This is a genomic window from Microbulbifer sp. SH-1 (assembly GCF_011326135.1).
Classification (GTDB): domain Bacteria; phylum Pseudomonadota; class Gammaproteobacteria; order Pseudomonadales; family Cellvibrionaceae; genus Microbulbifer; species Microbulbifer harenosus.
The window spans coordinates 3465206-3483506 of the sequence record NZ_CP046948.1 but is presented as its reverse complement, the minus strand read 5'-3'; the positions used below and the strand labels follow the sequence as shown (position 1 = coordinate 3483506).

18 protein-coding genes are annotated in these 18301 nt (G+C 60.3%); 9 read left to right on the top strand and 9 right to left on the bottom strand.

All coding sequences use genetic code 11. From position 1 onward, the window contains the following. Positions 1-61 precede the first annotated feature (61 nt). Together GNX18_RS14280 and GNX18_RS14275 are read right to left on the bottom strand one after the other, a co-directional pair. Positions 62-940 (bottom strand): NAD-dependent epimerase/dehydratase family protein, encoded by an 879-nt coding sequence (locus tag GNX18_RS14280; RefSeq protein WP_166218913.1) that lies wholly within the window; start codon positions 938-940, stop codon positions 62-64. A 219-nt stretch (positions 941-1159) separates the two neighbouring features. Further along, positions 1160-1417, bottom strand: a complete 258-nt coding sequence (locus tag GNX18_RS14275) for a GlsB/YeaQ/YmgE family stress response membrane protein (RefSeq protein ID WP_138234199.1) — start codon at positions 1415-1417, stop codon at positions 1160-1162. 233 nt (positions 1418-1650) lie between these two features. Between GNX18_RS14275 and GNX18_RS14270 the strand changes: the two genes are divergently transcribed. The 4 genes from GNX18_RS14270 (at position 1651) to GNX18_RS14255 (ending at position 6610) form a co-directional block, all read left to right on the top strand. Beyond that, positions 1651-2574, top strand: a complete 924-nt coding sequence (locus GNX18_RS14270; RefSeq protein ID WP_166218911.1) for a hydrogen peroxide-inducible genes activator — start codon at positions 1651-1653, stop codon at positions 2572-2574. Beyond that, the gene (gene recG, locus GNX18_RS14265; RefSeq protein ID WP_166218909.1) at positions 2571-4709 is read left to right on the top strand and encodes an ATP-dependent DNA helicase RecG; all 2139 of its coding nucleotides are present in this window, start codon (positions 2571-2573) and stop codon (positions 4707-4709) included. Before GNX18_RS14270 ends, recG begins: the two co-directional genes overlap by 4 nt. A gap of 251 nt (positions 4710-4960) precedes the next feature. Further along, positions 4961-5662, top strand: a complete 702-nt coding sequence (locus GNX18_RS14260; RefSeq protein ID WP_166218907.1) for a hypothetical protein — start codon at positions 4961-4963, stop codon at positions 5660-5662. Positions 5663-5929: 267 nt separating this feature from the next. Next, complete coding sequence (locus GNX18_RS14255; RefSeq protein WP_166218905.1) at positions 5930-6610, top strand: hypothetical protein; 681 nt, start codon at positions 5930-5932, stop codon at positions 6608-6610. Between the two features lie 80 nt (positions 6611-6690). On the opposite strand, the gene GNX18_RS14250 is transcribed toward GNX18_RS14255, so the two are convergent. Continuing rightward, a complete protein-coding gene (locus tag GNX18_RS14250; protein WP_138234194.1) occupies positions 6691-8007 on the bottom strand; it encodes a dicarboxylate/amino acid:cation symporter in 1317 nt (438 codons plus the stop codon). Between the two features lie 221 nt (positions 8008-8228). On the opposite strand from GNX18_RS14250, the gene GNX18_RS14245 reads away from it, so the two are divergent. The 4 genes from GNX18_RS14245 to phoR all read left to right on the top strand — a co-directional run bounded on the left by GNX18_RS14245 (position 8229) and on the right by phoR (position 12126). Then, positions 8229-8801, top strand: a complete 573-nt coding sequence (locus GNX18_RS14245) for a chorismate lyase (protein WP_138234193.1) — start codon at positions 8229-8231, stop codon at positions 8799-8801. A 25-nt stretch (positions 8802-8826) separates the two neighbouring features. Further along, positions 8827-9714, top strand: coding sequence for a 4-hydroxybenzoate octaprenyltransferase (gene ubiA, locus GNX18_RS14240; RefSeq protein WP_166218903.1), 888 nt, complete (start codon positions 8827-8829; stop codon positions 9712-9714). Between the two features lie 131 nt (positions 9715-9845). Further along, a complete protein-coding gene (gene phoB / locus GNX18_RS14235) occupies positions 9846-10550 on the top strand; it encodes a phosphate regulon transcriptional regulator PhoB (RefSeq protein WP_138234191.1) in 705 nt (234 codons plus the stop codon). Positions 10551-10812: 262 nt separating this feature from the next. Next, positions 10813-12126 carry a phosphate regulon sensor histidine kinase PhoR gene (phoR, locus tag GNX18_RS14230; RefSeq protein ID WP_166218901.1) on the top strand — a complete coding sequence of 438 codons (1314 nt, stop codon included), beginning with the start codon at positions 10813-10815 and terminating at the stop codon, positions 12124-12126. 68 nt (positions 12127-12194) lie between these two features. Here the strand turns inward: phoR and traF are convergent, their stop codons facing one another. From traF to GNX18_RS14205, 5 genes are all read right to left on the bottom strand, one after another. Next, complete coding sequence (gene traF, locus GNX18_RS14225; protein WP_166218899.1) at positions 12195-13355, bottom strand: conjugal transfer protein TraF; 1161 nt, start codon at positions 13353-13355, stop codon at positions 12195-12197. A 270-nt stretch (positions 13356-13625) separates the two neighbouring features. Continuing rightward, positions 13626-13985, bottom strand: coding sequence for a hypothetical protein (locus tag GNX18_RS14220; RefSeq protein WP_138234188.1), 360 nt, complete (start codon positions 13983-13985; stop codon positions 13626-13628). Positions 13986-14095: 110 nt separating this feature from the next. Beyond that, positions 14096-14698 carry a DUF938 domain-containing protein gene (locus GNX18_RS14215; protein WP_138234187.1) on the bottom strand — a complete coding sequence of 201 codons (603 nt, stop codon included), beginning with the start codon at positions 14696-14698 and terminating at the stop codon, positions 14096-14098. 2 nt (positions 14699-14700) lie between these two features. Then, positions 14701-15480: a peroxide stress protein YaaA gene (yaaA, locus tag GNX18_RS14210; RefSeq protein ID WP_166218897.1), complete on the bottom strand. Its 780-nt coding sequence runs from the start codon at positions 15478-15480 to the stop codon at positions 14701-14703. Positions 15481-15551: 71 nt separating this feature from the next. Next, complete coding sequence (locus tag GNX18_RS14205) at positions 15552-16043, bottom strand: DUF4265 domain-containing protein (protein WP_166218895.1); 492 nt, start codon at positions 16041-16043, stop codon at positions 15552-15554. A 92-nt stretch (positions 16044-16135) separates the two neighbouring features. On the opposite strand from GNX18_RS14205, the gene GNX18_RS14200 reads away from it, so the two are divergent. Beyond that, entirely contained in the window at positions 16136-17428 is a 1293-nt protein-coding gene (locus tag GNX18_RS14200; RefSeq protein WP_166218893.1) for a M48 family metalloprotease, read from the top strand. Positions 17429-17509: 81 nt separating this feature from the next. Here the strand turns inward: GNX18_RS14200 and GNX18_RS14195 are convergent, their stop codons facing one another. Continuing rightward, positions 17510-18178 (bottom strand): outer membrane beta-barrel protein, encoded by a 669-nt coding sequence (locus GNX18_RS14195; RefSeq protein ID WP_166218891.1) that lies wholly within the window; start codon positions 18176-18178, stop codon positions 17510-17512. Between the last annotated feature and the right edge of the window lie 123 nt (positions 18179-18301).

Sequence of the window (18301 nt, the reverse complement as noted above, 5' to 3'; positions counted from 1 at the left end):
CCGCTTTGAACAAGCGGCGCGCGGCGTGGATTTCGGGGGAGATGGCTTCCGCGGAAGCCTGTCAGTCGTTTTCCAGCAGGGTGCTATAGCCCGCGCGATAATCGGGATACAGCATTTCATAGCCACTTTCCAGCATGCGCTTGTTGCTCAGCTTCTTCGAGCGGCGTTCGCTGGTGGGCACTTCTTCGCGCAGATGTGCGCTGGTATATCCCATGGATTTGGCCAGCCAGCTCTGGAGTTCGTACATGGGCACCGGCGTGCAGTCGGCACCGATATACAGTTTTTCAATGGCGCGGCCGCGTTTCTGATTCTCGATCAGATGGGCCAGAAAACCCACCGCATCATCCACATGAATCCGGTTGCTGTATTGCGGTGGCGAGGGCGGTGCGCAGCGGCCGGCGCGCACTTGCGAAAGCAGGCGATCGCGGCCGGGGCCGTATATGCCGGCGAAACGCACGACACAGGTTTCCACCACACTCTGTTGAATGATCTTTTCCGCCGCCAGCAATGCTTCGCCCTGGTAACTGCTGGGCAGCGGTTGTGAGCGCTCGTCCAGCCACTGATCGCCGCTCTGGCCGTAAACACGGGACGAGGAAATCCACAGCAGCAGACGCGGTGGCTTTTGCATATCCGCAAGGGCCTGGCGCATGGCGCTGGCGGTTTCCACATAGGCGCGTTGATATGCCTGCGGCGTGCTGGCGCCGGGGGTAAAGGTTGCGATGACCACATCCGCACCCCCATCGAGATGCCTGTGTATATCTTCCGCCCGGGTAGCGTCGCCGCGGCGCCAGTTGACGACGTCTGCCCGGCGCTTGCGTGCCAGCGCCTGCAGCGGATTGCGTCGCACGCCAAATACGTCGTACGCCTTGCGATCCAGCTTCAATGCCAGACGAGTCCCCAGATCGCCGCAGCCGAAGATCCAGACTTTTTCCTTTGCCATAACCGCTTGAATAAACCCCCAGGTCCGAACGTCGGCCCCAATATGTCCGGTGCCGCAATCGCTCCGGCACCCTCTTCTAAGTTGAATGTGAGAACAATTTGTGAATTATTGCGAATACTCAGTCAGCAAACCCATTTATAACCTGTTTGCTCATCGCAATCTGTGAACGAGGCCCACAGCGCGCTGTGGGCCTCTGCACTCGGTATTCCGATTCCGCAGTCAGCTGCGCGACTTCACCATCCTGTAGATAAACAGCAGGATGACGGCACCGATCACTGCAGTGATGATATCGCCAAGCGCAAAGCCGGTGACAGGTCCGCCGATACCAACCAGCGAGCCGAGCCAACCGCCGATGATCGCACCGACAATGCCGATGATGATCGTGACAATCCAGCCGCCCGGGTCCGGACCCGGCATGATCCACTTGGCCAGCGCACCCGCGATCAGGCCGAGAATTATCCAAGACAAAATTCCCATAGCGATTCTCCGCTTTGTGTGTATTGAACACTTGCCCTTTAACGTATAGCAAATAAAGCGCCACACCACTGCGAAGAGCGAAAGTTAATAGCAAAAATTACTAACTATAAAGCTGATTAATAGCATTTTTTTCTGGTTTGAGACATTTACACATCCGGGTGGCAGTTTTGCTGGCCGCCTGGGGGCGTTTATGAATAAACTCTATCGCCAAGTTTTCCTTGATTGCGTTTGCCATGACATTAAACGAGTTGCGCTACATCGTTACCCTCGCTCAGGAGCAGCATTTCGGCCGCGCCGCCGAGCGCTGTTTTGTGAGCCAACCTACACTTTCCATCGCCGTCAAAAAGCTGGAGAAAGAGCTGGGGGTCGCGCTGTTCGAGCGCTCCAAGACCCGGGTGCAAGCCACCCCATTGGGCGAGCGTATCGTCGCCCAGGCACAGCTGGTACTGGAACAGTCGGCGGCCATCAAGGACATCGCCAGCGCCGGCAAGGACCAACTGAGCAGCCCGCTGTCGGTCGGGGCCATCTTTACCATCGGCCCCTACTTATTCCCGCATTTCATTCCACAGCTGCAACATCTGGCACCACAGATGCCGCTGTATGTAGAGGAGGGCTACACCTCCACTTTGCGGGCGCGCCTGCGCAAAGGCGAGTTGGACGCGGTAATCATTGCGCTACCGTTTACCGAACCGGACGTGGTCACCCAGCCACTGTACGATGAACCCTTCGTGGTGCTGATGCCCTCGGATCACCCGCTCGCCAAATTCGAAGCGCTGAGCCCGGAGCAGCTGTGCGAAGACAATGTCCTGCTGCTGGGGGAAGGCCACTGCTTCCGCGACCAGGTGCTGGAGGCCTGCCCGCAGCTGCAGCAGTCGATTGAAAGAGAGGCCGCCAGTGGTCATATCCGCACCGCGGCCGACGGCAGCTCACTGGAAACCCTGCGCCATATGGTGGCCTCCCGCCTGGGCATTACCGTGCTGCCACTTTCGGCGGCGGCGGCCTCCCAGTACGCCACCGGTGTGCTGGTAACCCGCCCATTTGTGGCACCGGCGCCTCGGCGCACCGTGGCCCTGGCCTGGCGGGCGAGTTTCCCGCGACACCGCGCCATCGACATGCTGCGCGACGCCATCAACCAGTGCCAGCTCAAGAGTCCGTGAGCCAGAGACAAGACCAAAGCCAACATCAGGGCCAGAAACCGCTGGCGGAAATCCCCGTTACCGCCCTCAAAGGCGTCGGCGCCAAGCTCGCGGAGACCCTCGCCAAACTGCATATCAGCTCACTGCAGGACCTGCTGTTCCACCTGCCGGCCCGCTACCAGGATCGCACCCGCGTAGTCCCGCTGGCGGGCCTGCGCCCGGGCATGGATGCGGTCATTGAGGGTGAAGTGCGCGCCGCGGACGTGGTGCTCGGCCGTCGCCGCAGCCTGGCGGTGCGCCTGCAGGACAGCAGCGGCAGTGTCACGCTGCGCTTTTTCCATTTCACCGCCGCGCAGAAAAACCGCCTGGCCCCCGGCACCCGCATACGCTGCTACGGCGAAGCCCGTCGCGGCAGTGCGGGTATCGAACTTTATCACCCGGAAACCGAGATTCTCGGCGAGGAAATTTCCCCCACTGCCGACACCCTCACGCCCGTATACCCGCTGACCGAGGGCCTCGGGCAGGGGCGGCTGCGCGCGCTGATCGGGCAGGGGCTCGACTGGCTCGCCGGCAACAATGTCACCGAACTGCTGCCGGCGGAACTGCTGCCGCGCTCCCTGCAGATTCCACTGGCAGGCGCGCTGATGTATCTGCACCAGCCGCCGGCAGACGCGGACCTGCCGCAAATGGCGGAAGGCCAGCATCCTTCACAGCAACGGCTGGCGCTGGAAGAATTGCTGGCGCACCACCTGAGCCTGCTGGAACTGCGCCGCAGCGCCTCCAGGGTCTCCGCACCCGCACTCCCCCCCAATGCGGCGCTGGAGCGGGATTTTCTCGCGCGCCTGCCGTTTGCGCCCACCAATGCCCAGAAGCGCGTGGGAAAAGAGATTGCCGACGATCTCGCGCGCTCGGTGCCAATGATGCGCCTGCTGCAGGGCGACGTGGGTTCCGGCAAAACCCTGGTGGCCGCGCGCGCCGCTCTGCAGGCCATCGGCGCCGGCTATCAATGCGCGGTGATGGCGCCCACGGAGATTCTCGCCGAGCAGCACCGGATCAACTTCTGCGGCTGGCTGGAACCCCTGGGCATCACCGTGGCCTGGCTCACCGGCAGTATGAAAGTATCGGAGCGTCGCGCGCAGCTGGCGGCCATCGCCACCGGCGACGCACAGTTGGTGGTAGGCACTCACGCACTGTTTCAGGATGGCGTGGAGTTCCACCGCCTGGCGCTGGTGATCATCGACGAACAACACCGCTTTGGCGTGCGCCAACGGCTGCAGCTGCGGGAAAAGGGTGCCGCCGGCGCGGAAAATGACTCCGTCGAGGGCGCGGCCCGCACCCAACCGCACCAGCTGATCATGACCGCCACCCCGATTCCACGCACCCTGGCGATGTCGGCATTCGCGGATCTGGACTGTTCGGTGATCGATGAACTGCCCCCCGGCCGCCAGCCGATCAACACCGTGGCCATCTCCAGCGAGCGCCGTTACGAGGTGATGGAGCGGGTACAGAACGCGGTGCGCGAGGGTCGCCAGGCCTACTGGGTGTGCACCCTGATTGAAGAGTCGGAAACGCTGCAGGCGCAGGCCGCCGAATCCACCGCCGAGGAGCTGGCGGATACCCTCGACGGCGTGCGCGTGGCCCTGGTGCACGGGCGCATGAAGCCCGAGGCCAAGGAGCTGGTAATGAAGGCCTTCAAGGCCGGCGACGTGGATTTATTGGTCGCAACTACCGTGATCGAGGTGGGCGTGGATGTGCCCAATGCCAGCCTGATGATCATCGAGAACCCTGAACGCCTGGGTCTCGCACAGCTGCATCAGCTGAGAGGGCGCGTCGGCAGGGGCAGCATCGCCAGTCACTGTGTGCTGATGTACACCACGCCGCTGTCTGCCAACGGCCGCGCGCGCCTGCAGGCCCTGCGCAGCCACGCCGACGGTTTCGCCATCGCCGAGGAAGATCTGCGCCTGCGCGGCCCCGGCGAAATCCTCGGCACCCGCCAGACCGGCGAGATCCAGCACCGCATCGCGGACTTGCAGCGGGATGCGCACCTGTTGCCACTGGTGCAGAAAATCGCCGCCGACCCCCGCCTGGACCACAGGGCACGCGCGGCACTGGTGCGACGCTGGCTGCACAACAAGCCGCGCTTCGCGGAGGCCTGATGGGGGCAGTGCGCAACGCTACACGGTCCTTAGCTATACAGTTTCCCTCCAGCTTTTCCCGGCTTTGTGAAGCGCTGCGCCTTTTTCGAAGCCGCCACCCCTTGCAGAGACCAACTGGTCAAGAACAGTCACCAATATTTTTGCACTCGCACCGTGGCAGTGGCAGCCTCCGCTGGAGAGTTGCTCACGCACGTACAACAACCCTCGGCGCCGACATGGCGTAACCTCGCGAGAACCACAGGAAGACTCACTTGAACCGCTCATTCAGGCACAATCTTGTGTCCGCCGGCAGCCGCCTTGTCGTCTGTGCCATGTTGACGCTGCCCTCCGCACCCTCTCTGGCCCTCGGCCTGTTTGGCAGCAGCGATGAACCGCCACTCCCCCAGATCACCCTGGCGCGCACCCAAGTGGCCGCGGAAATCCCCACGCCGCTGCAAGGAAACGACATGCAGGCGCTGCTCGCCCAGGCCGCCTCCGGCGAGGGTCTGGCAGCCGCGCGGGACGCAGCCACCCGCGCCTTCAGCGAACAATTGCGCAGCAAGCTCGAACACGCGCTGCGGCATTTTTTTGCGGAGGAACAGGTGGAGCTCGCTGCCAGCGACCATTCGCTGACCCTGCACAACTTCATCGACATTTCCATCGTCAAGCAGTTGAGCGGACTCAAAAGCGGTGACGACTATGAGCTGGAGAAGGGCAATCTGAGCGCCAGTGGCGATTTCCACTTCCGCCTGCAGAAGCCGGGCGGCGAGGTGCTGAAAGAGCGGCGCCTGGATATCGCCGACCTGCGTATCAAGGCCAGCTACCAGATCAAGACCTACAGCAACGGCCAGGCCGCCGAAGACAGTACGCCAGCAGAACTGGAAAAGCTGACCGACAACCTGGTGGCGCGGATACTCGACCGCATCGAGGACGACCTGGAAGCAGACAGCCTGCGGAATATCGCCGGCGGCTGACCCACTCCCGCCGCGCGCCCTGGGGCGCGCCTCCCACCGATCACGCAGCCGCCAGCTATCCCCAAGGGCTGTAGCCGAACTTGCAAATTCCCGCCGAGATCCCGCGCACAAAACGAACGACTACTGACGCATAGGTCACGGAAAAATTTTGCTCTCTGTCCCAATAACTGGCAGCCTGTCACTTGTTATACAGTAATTACAGAGCGAATTGATTCGCCAGAGCTTTACCAGACATCCCGGCATAAAAAAGAAAACAGGGAGCGATGAATGAGAACCCCCACCTTGCGCAAGCTGGCGCTCGCCGGCCTGCTGAGCATTGGATTTACTGCCCAGAGCCATGCCCAGGGCGGCTTCTGGGGCGGCGATGATGTCACCCCCAGTCTTGTGGTCGCCGCCACACAAATCGAGATTGATGTGCCCATGCCCGTTTCCGCTGGCAATCTGGAGCTTATGCTGGCCCAGGCCGGCAACGGCGGCGCACTTTCGGATCTGAAACAGCAGGCGATACGCACCTACACCCAGCATCTGCACAGCGAGCTGGCAACGGAGCTGCACGAGTATCTGGACGATGAGAAAGTACCGCTGGTACAGGCAGACGGCGCTCTAACCCTGCAAAACAACCTCAACCTCAAGGTCATCAAGCACTTGGCCGGCATCAAGCCCAAGGCCGATTATGACCTGGAGCAGGGCAACGTCACCCTGAACGGCGAGTTCCGTTACGTCCTCAGCAATCGCAGCGGTACCGCGCTGCGCGAGCAGAGGATCAATATCGACGAACTCAGGATCAGCGAAAAATACCTGGCCCGCGTCTACCACGACGGCCGCACCGGTGACGACAACACCGAAGAGGCGATCAAGAAAGCGCTCAGCGAGCTGGTGGAACAGCTGGTGGAGTCCATGGAGGAAAACCTCGAGGCGGACCGGCTGCGGGAGCTGGCCGCGCTGTAGCGGCTTCCCGCTGGAGACGTAAGGCGCACAAACAACAGGGGCTGCAAACGCAGCCCTGTTGTGTGTGATTTTCTGCAGTGTCAGGAGGTGGCGCTGCTCGCACTCCGTTCGTTGCCATCTGCCACGCTGTTGTAGTTGTCATCGTTGAAGGTCTGGAGATTGAGCGCGCCTTCGCTTTTGGCCACAATCGTACTCACCACCGCGTCCCCGGTGATATTCACCGCCGTTCGCACCATATCCAGCAGGCGATCCACACCCATCACAATGGCGATCCCCTCCAGCGGCAAGCCCACCTGCTGCAGCACCATCGCCAGCATGATCAAGCCGACACCAGGCACGCCGGCGGTGCCGACAGAAGCCAGCGTCGCCGTCAGGATCACGGTCAGGTAGCCCATCAGGCCGATCTCGATCCCGTAAAGCTGGGAAATGAATACCGTCGCCACCCCCTGCATGATCGCGGTGCCGTCCATGTTGATGGTCGCACCCAGCGGGATGGTGAAAGAGGCCACCTTGTTATCCACGCCCAGGCGCTTCTCCACCGTCTGCAATGTGACTGGTATCGTGGCCGCGGAAGAGGCGGTACTGAAGGCAAACACCATCGCCGGGCGCATCTTCTTTATCAGCTTCACCGGGTTCAGGCCGGACAGCAGCTTAAGCAGCAGCGAGTAGACCCCGAAGGCATGCAGCAGCAGCGTGCCGAGCACCACAAGGAAGTACTTCAGCAACTGCAGGATCGCATCCAGCCCCAGTTGCGCAATCTTGTTCGCCAACAGCGCGAATACCCCATAGGGTGCAAACACCATCAGCACCGAAACCATGCGCATGATCACTTCGTTGAGATCATTAAAGAAGCCCGCAATGCGCTGCCCCGGCTTGCCGCTGCGGGAAATTGCAAAACCCATCAGCAGAGCAAATACAATGATCTGCAGCATGTTGCCTTTGGCCATCGCTTCCACCGGGTTGGTGGGGAAGATGTTCACCAGCATTTCCGACAGCGGCGGTGCCGGCTTGGGATCAAACACCGCATCACCGGCCATTCCTTCCATACCCGCACCCGGTTGGAACACCAACGCCAGCACCAGTGCCAGCGAAATCGCCAGTGCCGTGGTCATCAGGTACAGCAGCAGCGTCTTGCCCGCCAGCACCCCAACCCGGCTGCCGTCCGACAGCGCACAGGCTCCGCAGATCAGGGAAACCAGTACCAGCGGCACAACCATCAGCTGAAGGGACGCGATAAAGATCCGCCCGACAACATCGAACAGGCCATTGGTCAGGTAGTTATTGATAAACCCGGTTACGCCTCCGCCAAGGATCTGGCTGACATTGAGAAAATTGAACAGCAGGCCGACCGCGATGCCCGCGATCATGGCCAGTACGATTTGTTTGGTGAGCCCCATGGTCCGTCCTGTTTATGTTTTCACCACGAGTGCGGCAAAAAATTATATGCGGATGGCAAGAACCAAGAATTTCCGGGCGAAGGCGCCGCCACCGAACTTAGTTCAGGCCTCTAGTTATAGATTGCGCCACTATATCGGCAGCAAGCACGAGGGGCAAAGCGCGTTCCCCGAATGGCTTGCTCAGGTACAATGCGGTCATTTGAACCCGCGCGGAGTCAGCGTTGTACCACTCCCCTTTTGAACCCGTCGGCGACTGGCACCCCCACCCGCTGGACACCCTCCACGGATCAACGCCACCGGAGCCACTGCTGCCCTGGCTGCTGCACCCCGGCTCCCTCACCGCCGCTCTCAAACACCACAGCAGCGGCGAGTTTCACGTTCAGATACTCAACCAGGGCTGGCAGCAACCGCGCCTCGAAGAGCGTCGCGCCCTCGGCCTGCGCGACAAATCCCTCGCCCTCGTGCGCGAAGTTTTGCTCTGCGGTCGCGGCCAACCCTGGGTCTACGCCCGCAGTATCCTGCCTGAGCGCTCCCTGGCCGGCAAACACCGCCACCTGCGCAGTCTCGACAACCGCCCCCTGGGGGAACTCCTGTTCAGCCGATCCGATATGCGGCGCGGCCCCATCGTCCTCAATCAGCTTGCGCGCAATCCCCAATGCCAGCTCGAACAGTTCGCCGACATGGCCACCCGCGCCTGGGGCCGCCGCTCCACCTTCTGGCTCGGCGACAAGCCCCTGTTGGTTGCGGAAACCTTCCTCAGCAGTTTCAATCCCCACAGTCCACCCTCCGCCTGAGGGCTACGCGTTCCGGGAGACACCTATGCAAGTGATCAGCCAACAGATACAACAGCGCTGGCCGCAACTGCTTCCCTACTGGCAGCTGGCGCGCCTCGACCGCCCCATCGGCTCGCTGCTGCTGCTCTGGCCCACCTGGTGGGCCCTGTGGATTGCCGCTGAGGGCTGGCCGGGTCTGCATCTGTTTGCGGTGTTCACCCTCGGTGTGGTCCTCACTCGCGCCGCCGGCTGTGCCGTCAACGACTTCGCCGACCGCAACATCGATGGCCACGTGAAGCGCACCAACCAGCGCCCCCTGGCCACCGGTGCGGCCACGCCGAAGGGCGCTCTGCTGCTGTTCGCGGGCCTGATGCTGGCGGCCTTCCTACTGGTGCTGACGACCAACCGGCTCACTGTACTGTTGTCGCTGCCGGCACTGGCGCTGGCCTTTTGCTACCCCTTTGCCAAGCGCTATACCCACCTGCCACAGGTGGTGCTGGGCGCCGCCTTCAGCATGGGTATTCCCATGGCGTTCGCGGCGGTGCAGGGAGAAGTGCCGGCGGTGGCCTGGCTGATTTTCACCGCGAATCTGCTGTGGACCGTGGCCTACGACACCTTTTACGCGATGGTGGACCGGGACGACGACTTGCGGATCGGGGTCAAGTCCACCGCCATCCTGTTTGGCGATATGGACCGGGTGATGACCGGCAGTTTGCAGGCGATGGTCGTTTTGGCGCTGCTGATGCTGGGCAGCCGGGAGGCGCTGGGTGCTCTGTTTTACTGCGGCGTGGCCGCGGCGACCGGGCTGTTCATCTATCAGCAGTGGCTGGTGCGGAATCGGCAACGGGAACTCTGCTTTCAGGCGTTTCTCAACAGTAATTGGGCTGGCGCGGCGATTTTTGCAGGTATTTTTTTCCATTTTCTAGCCAACTGAACCTACCTTTTGGCGGCGAGGTCGTGATCGCCGCACAGCTGTCATATATTTGTCATTAAAGTGACGTTAAATGGCCACTCTAAGAAAAGTCAGTTAAGTGACAAATTCACCAGCTAGGGTATGGCAGGCAGATGCACAGCAAGACGATCCTCATAGTCGACGACGAAGCCCCGGTCCGGGATATGCTGCGAATTGCGCTGGAGATGGCGGATTACCGCTGCCTTGAGGCGGAGAATGCGCAGGCGGCGCACGCACTGGTGATCGACGAGAAGCCGGATCTGGTGCTGCTGGACTGGATGCTGCCGGATGTTTCCGGGGTTGAGCTGGCCCGCCGCCTGAAGCGCGACGAGCTGACGTCTTCGCTGCCGATCATCATGCTGACGGCGAAGGGCGAGGAAGATCACAAGATCAAGGGGCTGGAAACCGGCGCCGACGATTACATTACTAAGCCGTTTTCTCCGCGCGAGCTGGTAGCCCGTCTGAAGGCGGTTCTGCGTCGCGCGGGGCCGACGACGCCGGAGGAACCGCTGACGGCGGGGGGGCTGGTGCTGGATCCGATCAGCCACCGGGTGACGATCAATGGCCAGCCGGTGGAGATGGGGCCGACGGAGTTCCGTTTGCTGACGTTTTTCCTTTCGCACCAGGAGCGGGCCTATACCCGTACGCAGTTGCTGGACCATGTGTGGGGCGGCAATGTGTATGTGGAGGAGCGCACGGTGGACGTGCATATCCGTCGCCTGCGCAAGGCACTGACCATCGACGGTCACGAGCGCTATATCCAGACCGTACGCGGTACCGGCTACCGCTTTTCTGTACAGACTGTGGAAAGGGTGTAATCCTACTCCGCACGTTTTTTGTGGACTCCGTAGAGAGTCCGGTGGCGGTCGAGCACCGGGCTTGGGTTTTTGAAACCGCTGTGAATACGTCCCTGTACGCTGCGTCGGCAACATCCCTGTTGCCGACGCTTTCAAAAACCCAAGCCCGGCACTCGCCCTTCACTTGAAAACCCGCACTTCGGTTCGGGCATTTCCTTCGTATAAAGTCCGCAGGTCCACTGAGAATAATCAGTGCACCCCAAAACAAGATGGCCCAACCATCATGCTCGATCGCAGTATTGGCGAGTTCTCGCGCTTTATCGTCATCGCCCTCGGCACCACCATTCTCGGTTTTTCGACCGACAACTGGTGGCTGGCGCTGTGCGCCGGCCTCGCCGTGTATCTCGGCTGGCTGCTGTGGCAGCAGAACCAGTTCGACCGCTGGCTGAGCAACGGTCGCCGCGGTCCCGCGCCGACGAGCTTCGGAGTATGGGGGGATATTTCCGACGATTTCTATCGACTGCAACGCCGCCACCGCAAGGAAAAGCAGAAGCTCCATTCCATGCTGCGCCGGGTGCAGGACAGTACCAGTGCGCTGCGCGAGGGGATTGTGGCACTGGAGGATGAGGGCAATCTGGCGTGGTGGAATCCGGCGGCGGGGCAGATGTTGCGCCTGCAGGCGGATGATGCGGGGCAGCCGCTGGTCAACTTCGTTCGCGATCCGCGGTTTGTGGAGCATATGCACAACCGTATGTTCGGGCGCGGTCGCGCGTCGCTGGAGCCGATTACGCTTCCGGCGCCGGGGGACGATTCGCGTATTCTGACCATGGAGGTGACGCGCTTCGGTCAGGATGAGGCGTTGGTGATCGTGCGGGATGTGACGCGACTGCACAACCTCGAGCAGATGCGGCGGGATTTTGTGGCGAATGTGTCTCATGAGTTGCGCACGCCGCTGACGGTGATTGCGGGTTATCTGGAGACGCTGCAGATGAGCGGTCAGGCGCCGCGCAACTGGGAGCGGCCGCTGACGCAGATGAGCGAGCAGACGGTGCGGATGACCGGGCTGGTGAACGATCTGCTATTGCTGGCGCGGCTGGAAACGTCGGAGCGCGACACTGGCCGCGACAGGGTGTCGGTCCGGCAGTTGATGGAGCAGGTGGCCGGTGAGGCGCGCTCACTGAGTGGCGGGCGCCACGAGATCACCGTGGAGTGTACCGAGGACTGCACTATTACCGGCACCGCTGGCGAGCTGCACAGTGCGTTTGCAAACCTCGCCTTCAACGCGGTGAAGTACAGCCCTGACGGCGGGCCGATTGAACTGCGCTGGCGCTTGGATGCGGCGGGCGGGCATTTTTCCGTGAAGGACTGTGGTATCGGTATAGATCCGGTGCATATCCCCCGTCTCACCGAGCGTTTCTACCGAGTGGATGCGGGCCGCTCCCGGGAGAGTGGCGGCACCGGTCTCGGCCTCGCCATCGTCAAACATGTGCTGCTGCGCCACGGTGCCAACCTCACGGTCAGCAGTGTGCCTGGCCGCGGCAGTACCTTCACGCTCAATTTCCCAACGCACAAACTGACCCTGGCCAGCTCGGCCTGAGTGTCTGACCTGAGTGCCGGAAATGCAAAAGGGGCCCGCAGGCCCCTTGCGCAGGCTACCGACAAATCTTACAGATCCAGACCAAACTGCAGAGCTGCGCCGTAGGTGTCGTCGGAGGATTTGATCGCGGACAGGTGGAACTGCACCACGTCAAACGGCGAGAAGCCGATACCCGCTGTCAGCGCGCCATCGTAAGTGTCTTTCAGGTCGTGGCGGTACCCAATCCGCAGCTGGGCCCAATCAAACAGGTCCGCCTCCATACCCAGACGCGCGATCTGTACTTCACCGGCACCTTCGAACGCCTCGATGGAATTCAGGTCCAGATCCGCCAACAGGGTAAATACTTCACCGGTATAACCAAGGCCCGCGGTCAGTTGCGGTTCCAGCTGGATTTTTACCCCACCCTGTATGGTGTCGTAGTCCTGGGCAATGGCATTGCGCAGGGATACACCGCCCTGCAATTCACCCCAGTTGATGGTCGCGCCGAAGTCGATATTGAAATTGCTGTGCTCCAGCATGTAGTCATCGGCGTCGAAGTCGTCGCTGTCAAAGTCCGCGATCGTTTCGAGGTACTCGATGGTTTCAACCCGCTGGTATTTCGGCGTTGCGCCGAGAGAAACCTGGTAACCCCCGAAAGTGAATTGGCGGGCGGCGGCAAAGCCGATTTCCTGCAGGGAATAACCAAACGCGCCGGCTGCGGTTTGCAGGTCACTTTCGTCGAAAATCTGCTCACCGAAGTCTTCCAGCAGCTCCACGTCAGAATCCGCCAGCCGGATCTCCGTCGCCACGAAGACGGACTGGCGAACAAACAGCAGGCCGGATGCCAGGCTGTTGGGAACGGCAATGGTCAGCTGGGCACCGGCATCCACCGTCAGCCGCCCCTGATCCAGTATTTCCAGTTGCGCGAGAATGTAATTCGCATCGTCCTGGGTGGCGGTCAAACCGTCAATGTCGTCGAGAAAGTCGCTCAGATCCTCGCTGGTGTCGAAGAATTCATTCTCGTCGTTGGCAATTGCCCCCACATCTATATTGAGCGCGAAATCGTCGTTTTCTTTGAAATTGGTCAGGGTCGCCGGGTTGATCAGCGCACTGTAGGTGTAATCGCCACCGGCGACGCCGGCGCCGGCCATGGCGCTACCGCGACCGGAAAATACTTCTGCGGCTACCGGTGCCGCCCCCAGAATAGCCCCTGCCGCAACAATGCCGGCAATTTGGTTCTTGGCCCACATAAACAACCAGATCCTTTGTTCGTATCAGTCAGAATAATTTTTGTACACGCCATTAGTCAGAATTATTGGCGGCGCCAAAATAGCCCTAACCACTTGGCGCGACAATAGCTCTTCCGGGTTATTTTGTGACAAACCTCTCATCGAGACTGAGAACTTTATTCATTTTGAGTCCGGAGAGACCGGAGGGTATGGGGCGCCGGGCGTGGGCTCGCACCCGGCGGGAAGCAGACGAGTTCGATAGTGGGGGAAGCCGTGGGAAGGAGCGCTGGATTAATCCAGCTCCTGCAAACTCCGCTCTTCGCCGTCGATGCGATAGTGCGCGGTACCGTCTGCCGAAAGCCGGGTGGCGGACTTTGTAAGAGCTATGTGTACCAGCTTGCGCTCACTGTCGCGGATCAGCAGATGCTCGCGCCCCTCGTCATCCACTGGCAGGCTGCGCCCGCCGGTGAGGCTGTCGCGCAGGGCGCGCAGTTGCGGTACATCGCGGTAGCGGTCCAGGTCTTTGGACAGTTTGTGCTTCATGCGCTCGGATTCGTGCAGGGCCGCGGCGGTCTCGCGGTATTTGGCAAAGAAGAATACTGCGGCAATGCCGGCGAAGATGGCGAGGGTGGTTTCAAACCATGGGGGCATAGTAAAGGGTCCTTGTACTTGTCGATGACTCTGCCTGTAGGAGCCTGCTTGCAGGCGAATAGTCCGGAGCCCGGAAATGTTCGCCTGCAAGCAGGCTCCTACAAAGCGCGTTATCTGATCAACCGCCACACCAGCAGCTGGTTGTTGGCGGGCAGGAAATTGTTTTCGGTTCTGCTGAGCCCCTGTGCTTCAGCGAGCCGGTCCAGCCACTCGAGATCGCGAATCCCCCGCAGCGGGTCCTGCTCTTGCAACTGTTCATCGAAGCCGGCGTTGCCAGGGCCGATATATTCTCCGGCGATTTTCACCGGGCCGTAGACGACCAGCTGGCCGCCGGGCTGCAGAACCTGCGGCAGACGCGCGAAGAAGGTCTCCACCGCACTGGCCGGCATGATGTGCAGGGTATTCGCGGTGAATACCGCATCCACACGCAGCTCCGGCCATTCACCAGTGACATCCAGCGGCAGCGGCGGCGGCAAGTTGTCTGCGGGGCTATTGGCGAGCCACGCCTGCACCTCGTGCAGGTTCTGCGCGCGCTCCGAGGTTTGCCATACCAGGTGCGGCAGTCGCGGGGCAAAGTACACCGCATGCTGACCGGTGCCGCTGCCAATTTCCAGCACCCGGCGGCTGCGCTTTAGCAGGCGCTGCAACTGTTCGAAGATCGGCTCGCGGTTGCGCCCGGTGGAGGGCGCATCTGGCAGTTGCTTGTCCGTCATTGTCACACTGGCTGCTCGTCGCGCAGGAACACCCAGTCGTTACCTTTGGAGTGCTCCGCACTGAAATAGTAGCCGGCAACGTCGAAGTCTTTGAGTTGCTCGGCTTTCTTTACCCGGTTGTCGATGGCCCAGCGGCTCATCATGCCGCGGGCTTTCTTGGCAAAGAAGCTGATCATCTTGTATTGCCCGTTTTTCCAATCCCTGAAATGCGGGGTGACGATGTCTGCCTGCAGGTTTTTCGGCTGTATGGATTTGAAGTATTCCGTGGACGCGAGATTCACCAGCTCACGGCTCTTCAGCGCCTTGAGCTGTTCGTTGAGTGCGGCAGTGATCTTGTCATCCCAGAATTCGTACAGGTTTTTGCCGCGGCTGTTCGCGAACTTTGTGCCCATCTCCAGGCGATAGGGCTGCATCAGGTCCAGTGGGCGCAGCAGGCCGTAGAGGCCGGAGAGCATACGCAGGTGTTTCTGCGCAAAGTCGAAATCGCGCTTGTTCATGGTCTCGGCTCCGAGCCCGGTGTACACATCGCCTTTGAACGCCAGCAGTGCCGGGCGCGCATTGGCATCGGTGAACGGGCGCTTCCAGCTGTGGAAGCGGTCGTAGTTGAGCAGCCCCAGCTTGTCGGAGATTTTCATCAGCGCGGAGATGTCCTGCGGACTCAGAGACTTGAGTTCTTTGATCAGCAGGGCGGAGTCCTTGAGGAAATCCGGCTGGGTGGTGTCCAGTACGGGAATCTCACTCTCGTAATCCAGGGTTTTTGCGGGGGAGATGACGATCAGCATAGCGGTTCAACTACTTGTGGACTTCGTCATCCCGGCGCAGGCCAGGATGACGATTTTGGTATGGGTCGGTTTTATTCCGGTTTTAGGATGTCCTGCCACCAATTGAGCGGCGTCTGCCCATCCACCGGATCATAGACATTGCCGTAATACCAGACACTGTTGGCGCCGTCGCACACGCTGTTGAGGATTTTCTCGATTTCCTCGAAACCGCAGCTCACGTGAATGCTGAACACCAGCAGGCGCGGGCTCTCAAGATCCAGCTCGCCGCCGAGCTTTTCGATCTGCGGGCTCAACTGATCCGAGAGCTTGGCGCTGTCGTCGCGGCAGAAGACCCGTATCGCCAGGTTGCCGGAGCGTTTTACCAGGTCGAATCCCGGTTTTTCCGGGTCCTGGCGGTTGATCTTGATGGTGTCGCCGCTGGCGATGCCCTTGATGAATGCGGGGGAACGCACCAGCTGCACGCTGTCGTCGTCGTTGACCCGCACCTGCAGCCGCTCCACTACCGGCTCGCCATCGGGATTGGTACCAGCAAATAATTCGATAATCTGCAGTGCGCTCGACATAACCTCGCTCCCCGGACTGTGTACAATATTCAACCTTGAACCCGGCCCGCAGGGCCATATCAAAAGACCGAGCATTATACAGGGAGTGATCCATGATTCGTCGCTCAATCGCAAAACGGCTGCTGGCCACCGCTGTCGCGGCCTCCGTAACTGCCGGAATCGTTGGCTGCGCGGTCAACCCGGTGACTGGCAAGAAGGAACTGTCGCTGATGTCCCAGAGCCAGGAGGTGGCGCTGGGGGTTGAACAGTACCCCAAGGCCCAGCAGACCCAGGGCGGTGAATACCTGGTCGACCCGGCGCTGCAGTCCTATGTCAGCAGCGTAGGCCACAAGCTGGCCAAGGTCTCCGACCAGCCGCAGCTACCCTACGAATTCGTAGTACTGAACAACTCCGTGCCAAACGCCTGGGCGCTGCCGGGCGGCAAGATCGCGGTAAACCGCGGTCTGCTGGTGCTGCTGGAGGATGAGGCGGAACTCGCCGCGGTGCTCGGCCACGAAATCGTGCACGCCGCCGCGCGTCACTCCGCCGCCGCCATGTCGCAGCAGCAGATTCTCGGCGCTGGCATTGCCATCCTCGGCGCTACTACCCAGAACACCGGTTACGGCGATCTGGTTTCGCTCGGCAGCCAGTTCGGCGGTTCCGCCTATATCGCCAAGTATGGACGCGACAACGAGCTGGAGTCAGACCGTTACGGCATGAAGTACATGGCCGCCGCCGGCTACGATCCGCAGGGCGCGGTGCGCCTGCAGCAGAAGTTCGTCGAGCTGTCCAAGGGCAGTCAGTCCGGCGGCCTGGATGCATTGTTCGCAAGCCACCCACCGTCGCAGTCGCGGGTAAATGCCAATGTCGAGCACGCCAAGAAACTGGCGACCGGCACCACTAACCGCAGCCAATACCAGAAGGCCATAGCACAACTCAAAAAAGACGCGGCTGCGTACAAGCACTACGACGACGCCGTGGCCGCGGTTCAGAAAAAGGAGTACGACCGCGCACTGACTCTTACCCGCCAGGCGCAGAAACTGCAGCCGAAAGAAGCGTCTTTCTATGCGCTGGAAGGGGATCTGCTGGCGCAGAAAAAACAATATCAGGACGCGCTTGCCTCCTACGAAACCGCCGTACAGAAAAATCCGACGCTGTTTTCCAACTGGCTGATGCGCGGCATGCTGAACGCACAGCTGAAAAACTACACGGCTGCGGAACGCGACCTGCAGCGCTCAACCCAGTATCTCGCCACACCGCACGCACACTATTACCTGGGGCAGGTGTACGAGCAACAGGGCAATACCAAGAGCGCCCTGAGCCAGTACCAGATTGCCGCCCAGGACAGCGGTGATATCGGCACCAAGGCACAGGCGCGGGTGCAGGCGCTGGGTAGTAACGGCTAAAGCGGAAACAAAAAACGCCACCAGAACGGTGGCGTTTTTGCTAAGCCCGCTACGGAATATAAGCGGGTAACGAACGGCAAATCAGAACTGGATGCCAAGTGACAGGGTAGTAGTGCTGGGATCGACATCCTCGGATTTGTAAATGGTGTGGTCCAGACTGAGCATCCAGCCAGCTGTCCGATAGGTACCAATGATTCCGTAGTAACCATCGTCGCCGTCAACACTCGCGGACTCGTCTGCCGAGAATTCCTCTGCCAATATATTGCCGTAGGAATCATAGAACCTGAAGGTTTCGTCCAACTGGATTCGCGCTTCATTTTCCCAAAAGTGGATACCACCTTTCACGCCGAAAGAAAACGGGCGATTGACATCGGTAGACAGCACAGCGCCTAGCGATTTCGTTGATCCGGAAAGCGTTGTTGTACCAGACAGCTGCACTTCAATGCCGTCATAATACAAATCCCCGTAGGAACCGCTATCTCGCAGCTTGGAATCACCCCAATCAAGATAGCTGCCTTCTACGGCGATAAACGGCGTCAGTTGATACCCCAAGGTGAAATTAAACCCGGTGGCATTATCAAATTTTTTGGTGGTTCCGAATTCGTCTTCGAGAAGCTCTTCTACTTCACCAGCATCTGGATCTGTTGATGCAACACCAAACTTCAAATACCAGGTGTTCTCCTGCGCTGCACTATTACTGGCCGCGAAGATGGATAACGCAAATAGTGTTCCCAGACCCAAGCCTTTCATTCAAATCCCCTTTGATTGTTTCGTTGTTGGATAAGGCGGCGGGATTCTATGCAAGTGTGTCGCAGCGCACAATAGTTGCGAAATTACACGCTATTACAGGAAGGGTTTGAGAGGTGGGAGGAA

Coding starts and splice junctions, on each gene's coding strand:
- GNX18_RS14270 (WP_166218911.1), top strand. CDS start 1,651: ATGACATTAAACGAGTTGCGCTACATCGTTACCCTCGCTCAGGAGCAG.
- phoR (WP_166218901.1), top strand. CDS start 10,813: ATGCTCGATCGCAGTATTGGCGAGTTCTCGCGCTTTATCGTCATCGCC.
- GNX18_RS14200 (WP_166218893.1), top strand. CDS start 16,136: ATGATTCGTCGCTCAATCGCAAAACGGCTGCTGGCCACCGCTGTCGCG.
- GNX18_RS14255 (WP_166218905.1), top strand. CDS start 5,930: ATGAGAACCCCCACCTTGCGCAAGCTGGCGCTCGCCGGCCTGCTGAGC.
- GNX18_RS14205 (WP_166218895.1), bottom strand. CDS start 16,043: ATGTCGAGCGCACTGCAGATTATCGAATTATTTGCTGGTACCAATCCC.
- GNX18_RS14215 (WP_138234187.1), bottom strand. CDS start 14,698: ATGACGGACAAGCAACTGCCAGATGCGCCCTCCACCGGGCGCAACCGC.
- GNX18_RS14250 (WP_138234194.1), bottom strand. CDS start 8,007: ATGGGGCTCACCAAACAAATCGTACTGGCCATGATCGCGGGCATCGCG.
- ubiA (WP_166218903.1), top strand. CDS start 8,827: ATGCAAGTGATCAGCCAACAGATACAACAGCGCTGGCCGCAACTGCTT.
- GNX18_RS14280 (WP_166218913.1), bottom strand. CDS start 940: ATGGCAAAGGAAAAAGTCTGGATCTTCGGCTGCGGCGATCTGGGGACT.
- GNX18_RS14195 (WP_166218891.1), bottom strand. CDS start 18,178: ATGAAAGGCTTGGGTCTGGGAACACTATTTGCGTTATCCATCTTCGCG.
- GNX18_RS14220 (WP_138234188.1), bottom strand. CDS start 13,985: ATGCCCCCATGGTTTGAAACCACCCTCGCCATCTTCGCCGGCATTGCC.
- traF (WP_166218899.1), bottom strand. CDS start 13,355: ATGTGGGCCAAGAACCAAATTGCCGGCATTGTTGCGGCAGGGGCTATT.
- GNX18_RS14275 (WP_138234199.1), bottom strand. CDS start 1,417: ATGGGAATTTTGTCTTGGATAATTCTCGGCCTGATCGCGGGTGCGCTG.
- phoB (WP_138234191.1), top strand. CDS start 9,846: ATGCACAGCAAGACGATCCTCATAGTCGACGACGAAGCCCCGGTCCGG.
- yaaA (WP_166218897.1), bottom strand. CDS start 15,480: ATGCTGATCGTCATCTCCCCCGCAAAAACCCTGGATTACGAGAGTGAG.